This window comes from Verrucomicrobiota bacterium, from assembly GCA_027622555.1.
Lineage (GTDB): Bacteria > Verrucomicrobiota > Verrucomicrobiia > Opitutales > UBA2995 > UBA2995.
On record JAQBYJ010000214.1, the window covers coordinates 1 to 4,493 of the forward strand.

At 46.6% G+C, this 4,493-nt stretch carries 2 protein-coding genes; both read left to right on the forward strand.

Features of this window, described 5'->3' with window-relative positions; all coding sequences use genetic code 11:
* Positions 1-490: 490 nt before the first annotated feature.
* Positions 491-3,313 (forward strand): DEAD/DEAH box helicase, encoded by a 2,823-nt coding sequence (locus O3C43_24745; protein MDA1069698.1) that lies wholly within the window; start codon positions 491-493, stop codon positions 3,311-3,313.
* A 548-nt stretch (positions 3,314-3,861) separates the two neighbouring features.
* Complete coding sequence (locus O3C43_24750) at positions 3,862-4,086, forward strand: hypothetical protein (protein ID MDA1069699.1); 225 nt, start codon at positions 3,862-3,864, stop codon at positions 4,084-4,086.
* Positions 4,087-4,493 lie beyond the last annotated feature (407 nt).

Below are 4,493 nucleotides of genomic sequence, written 5' to 3' on the forward strand. Positions count from 1 at the left end.
GTGCTCAAAATCCGGTAAATTCATAATGAGGAGACCTACAAGGCAACGGAGGAAACAGAGTTGTATTGATCTTTTTCCTCCGTTCTCTCCGTTGCCTTCTGTTCAAATATTTTAAAAATGCACGAACCAACCTTTCAGGATATCGGACCACTCCGCCCATCGGTCCCTACCATCTGATTCGTGTCAATTGGTCCATTCGTGGTTAAGGAATCATTACAAAATCTGTGCAATCTGTGCAATCTGTGGTTAGGTTAAACTTTGGTTACGGCTTTGCTGCTCTAAGTTGATCAGTGGTTAAAATTCTTTTCCCCAACCAGTTCGGTTTGGTTTTATAGGCGTTGCCATAAAAGACATCGGTGGTTCCAAAGCGTTCGGCGATATAACAAAGAACACAATTTTGTTGCGGGAGCCAAATGCTTCACCTTGCTTCGTCAGAACATTCCAATGGTGATGGAGAATTAATCCGCTGACATTGAGTAATTGAAATACAATGAACGTGGAATTGAATAAAGACCTGTTAGTCGATCTTGGAGGATGGGCCATCCTGAAGGAAGCCAAGGGATTGCAAGAAGGCGGTTGTGTTAAAATGACGGAATGGGATGAAAAACTGTTAAGTGGAGAAGTGAAGGTCGGTGATAAGATCTATCACCCACGGCTCAATCTTAGATCCACTATCTTTGCAGAAAATAAATGTAACTGTTTTCATGGCAAGTCCGGTCAAATGTGTGCTCACGCAATTGCACTTTGCCTGGAGGAGATGGTGCCTAAACCAGAGCCGGAACCAGAAGTAGTGGAAGAAGAATCCGAGCCCGAACCGTTGCTCAGGTCTCTGGTGCTTTCGGATGAGAAAGGAGTACCTCTACGGTTTAAGGTGTTCCTTCCTCCAAATTTGGAACGCACAGCTGTGAACGACCGGATCATGGTAAAAGTCATGGTTGAGGAGGTCAACGGGACCAACTATCCACCCGAAAAAATTGACCGAGGAAGAGCCTATAAGCTCACCCTGCCCCACCTCGGCGCCGCATCTCTTATAGAATCCTGGTGCGAAGGTAAACTGTTTGGACTTCTTCAACTTAACCGGGCCAAGCTAAGGAAATTGCTGAATGCACTGAAAGGCGAACCGGTCGTGTTTTGGATTAATAAACCAGATGACCCGATAGCCTGGTCGAGCGATATCCTCCTTGGCGTACACGGCTTGATTGAGCAGGAAGAAAGCCCGATGGCGGATTCGACACCCAAACCTCAACCGAAGGCGAGGGAGAGTCGGCAAACAGAATTATCAAATCGATCGGATCATACCGGCACATCTCCAACCATCGTGGATGGCTCTCCGAATTTCCTGGCCATTCAACTCCCTTCACGAAGCGCCATTGATTATGAGTCCCTACTCGGCTTGCTAAAAGACAATGCATTCAAGCTGGAGACCTCAAATCGCAAGTGGTGGTTACGTGATCGGCACAGGGCACTCAATTTTCTAGCTGAACATTACGAAACACTTCAGAAAAATCATCGGGCAACATTTACTCCAAACTTTGAAAAACAGTTTAAGCACCTCGCACTGGCAGAAGTAAAAACTGACATCCGGCAAGTGGGTGATGAATTTGAAGTGTCTCTCACCCTGGGCTCAAAGGAAGATACCCCGATTATACAATCTGAACTGACCCGGGGGAAGATGTATTGGGAGTCTGGCGACAAACTCTTTATAGTTCCTCAAAAGACCGTTGCCGCGTTCACTCAGCTACAACAAAAACTGGATAACAATCCGACGCGGCACCTCACCGCAAATTCCCACCTTCGTTTGCGATCTTGGGAACTAGCCGATGCGGAGGGGCTTATCGAGGAAGTCGTCCACAATTTTGAAACACCCGATACCTGGAAAAATCGAAGCCAAGCATTAAACAACTTGTCGGCTCTCAAAGAAGCTCCGACCGGCAAAACGCTGGCTGAAACGCTAAGGCTCTACCAGAAAATCGGAACCGCATGGCTTTTCCACTTATTCGAAAATAAGCTCGCAGGAATTCTGGCCGATGAAATGGGCTTGGGTAAAACGCTCCAGGCACTTGGGCTGGTTGAAGCCTTATTAACCCAATCACCAGGACTCGTCCTTGTTGTTTGCCCGGCCGGCCTCATGACCAATTGGCAACGTGAAGCATTCAAATTCGCGCCAGGATTAAAAACGTTCATTCATCATGGAGCTTCAAGAGCCAAGTCGGTCGAGGAATGGCAAGGCTACGATATCGTCTTTACGTCTTACACGACCCTGACACGTGACATTAAATGGATCGCACCCCTTGAGTTTCTGGCAGTGATTGCAGACGAGGCTCAGCATATCAAAAACCGCAGGACGAAAAACGCACGGTCACTGAGATCCCTAAAAGCAAAGGGTCGATTTCTATTAACCGGAACACCGATTGAAAATTCAATTCAAGACCTGCAGTCGCTGTTTGATTTTCTATTGCCCGGCTATTTGGCAAAAACACCCACCGGCATCAATCAGGATGAACGAGCTTGGTATCACCAGCGAATCCGTCAGAAAGCAGCCCCTTACATCCTTCGCCGGACCAAACTACAAGTTGCGCCTGAGCTCCCCGAAAAAATTGAACAAGTGATCTACTGTGATCCCACCCCGGAGCAACGATCACTTTACGATTCTGTTCGAAGAAAAAGTGAGGAGGCGATCTTCGATTTGGAAATGTCAGGAGCCAGGGAAGGACGACTCAAAATGGCAGCCTTTACCCAGCTACTTCGTTTACGGCAAGTATGCGCCGATCCAAGAATTCTTAAAGAAAACTTCGAGGCAGAACATTCCGCCAAATGGATAGCCTTTCGTGAAATACTTGATGAAGCAACGGACGGTGGTCACAGGATCCTCGTCTTTTCCCAGTTCGTATCCGTGTTGTCGTTACTCAAAACCGAACTCACTCAACAGGAAATCCCTTTCTGCTACATCGACGGTTCGACCAAGGACAGACTTGGCGAAGCCGATCGATTTAATAATAACGAGGACATCCCTGTCTTTCTCATATCACTGAAGGCGGGGGGCACAGGTCTAAACCTGACAGGAGCCGACACCGTCGTCCATTTCGATCCCTGGTGGAACCCCGCCGTTGAAGCACAGGCCACAGACCGTGCTCACCGGATTGGTCAAACGAAAGTCGTCACGAGCATCAAGCTCATCATAAGCGGAAGTGTGGAAGAAAAAGTTCTGGAGCTACAAAGATCGAAAGCAGATTTGCTGAAAGGCTTGTTTGAAGAAAGCGAAGCGACCAGTGGAAGCTTATCACTGGAAGAGTTGAAGGACTTGATGAAGTGAGTTTTTAAACCGCAAAAACTTAGAGCACAGCCGTAACCAAAGTTCAGCTCGACTACGGATTGCTCAGATAGCCAGCGATGTTGTAATAGTTTCTTAACCACGAATGGACGCAAATTGACACGAATAACCGGAAATATTTTTGAAAACGACGGAGAAAAGATACAGGGCTTAACCACCAGTCTCCGCCAAGGCTACGCCACGGCACGGCTGATGGCACAGATTTTCACTGATGAGAAACGACCAAATTATCCGTGTCCATTGGTGGTTAGCTTATGCTGTTTAAAGGGAAACAGCCTTTAGTTTTTTGCGTAATTCTGCACTTTTCGTAGTTAAAGCATTTTTCTTCAAAATTATTTTTAATATTTGGTCTGGCCTATGACAATCACATCCTGTCCAAGGAAGACCATTCGGGCGCAGAGATTTTGCGACTTTGCATTTTTGTCAGTCTATCTCTTTTCAGGCGAAAGGCGTGAACCAGATGGCCCAATTACGCAAAGCAAATACGATTGTCTCCGCTCATACCACTCACAAACTATCAATCCTTACGCATGGATAATCAACAACCTGCTCAGGATTCATTCCGCAAAATCATACACGATTTAAATCAGGTGGTATTTTTAGTTCGTGGACATTGTGAGCTCGCTCAACTCCCGGATATCAGCCATGAAAAAGTTAAAGACCACCTGAAGCAGATTGAGGATTGTTTGGAAGATTTCGAGAAGCTGGCCAATGCGCTCAAACAAAAACAACTTGAACTGGCGCCCGAAGAATAAGGCTAGCAAGGGCTGACTTTGGCGGTACCGTGGCTGGCTAGCCGAGCATAAAGGTAAATCTATTCAACCGCTACAAAAGATTGCATGTTTCCGATGGAAATTTCTAAAGGATCAAAAAGAGCATGGTCCTGGTTGTTTTGAGTTTATTCGTAGGAAAGACATTATGAAAGGGTCGGCATTCGTTTTCTGTAACAAATACTCCGACTCCAATACGCTTAACTACTAGGGCCGGCACCTTTTTCACGGTATTTTTATTTGGCACGGTGATTGACGAGCATTTGGAATGGGATACCTAGATCATGCTGGGATTTTTCCTGCATGCACGGCCAGGAAGCATCCGGATAGAATCTTGCCTTTAGCGAAATGAGGCAGACGCGCAGGGCCGCGAGACTGCAATTGAGGTTGAA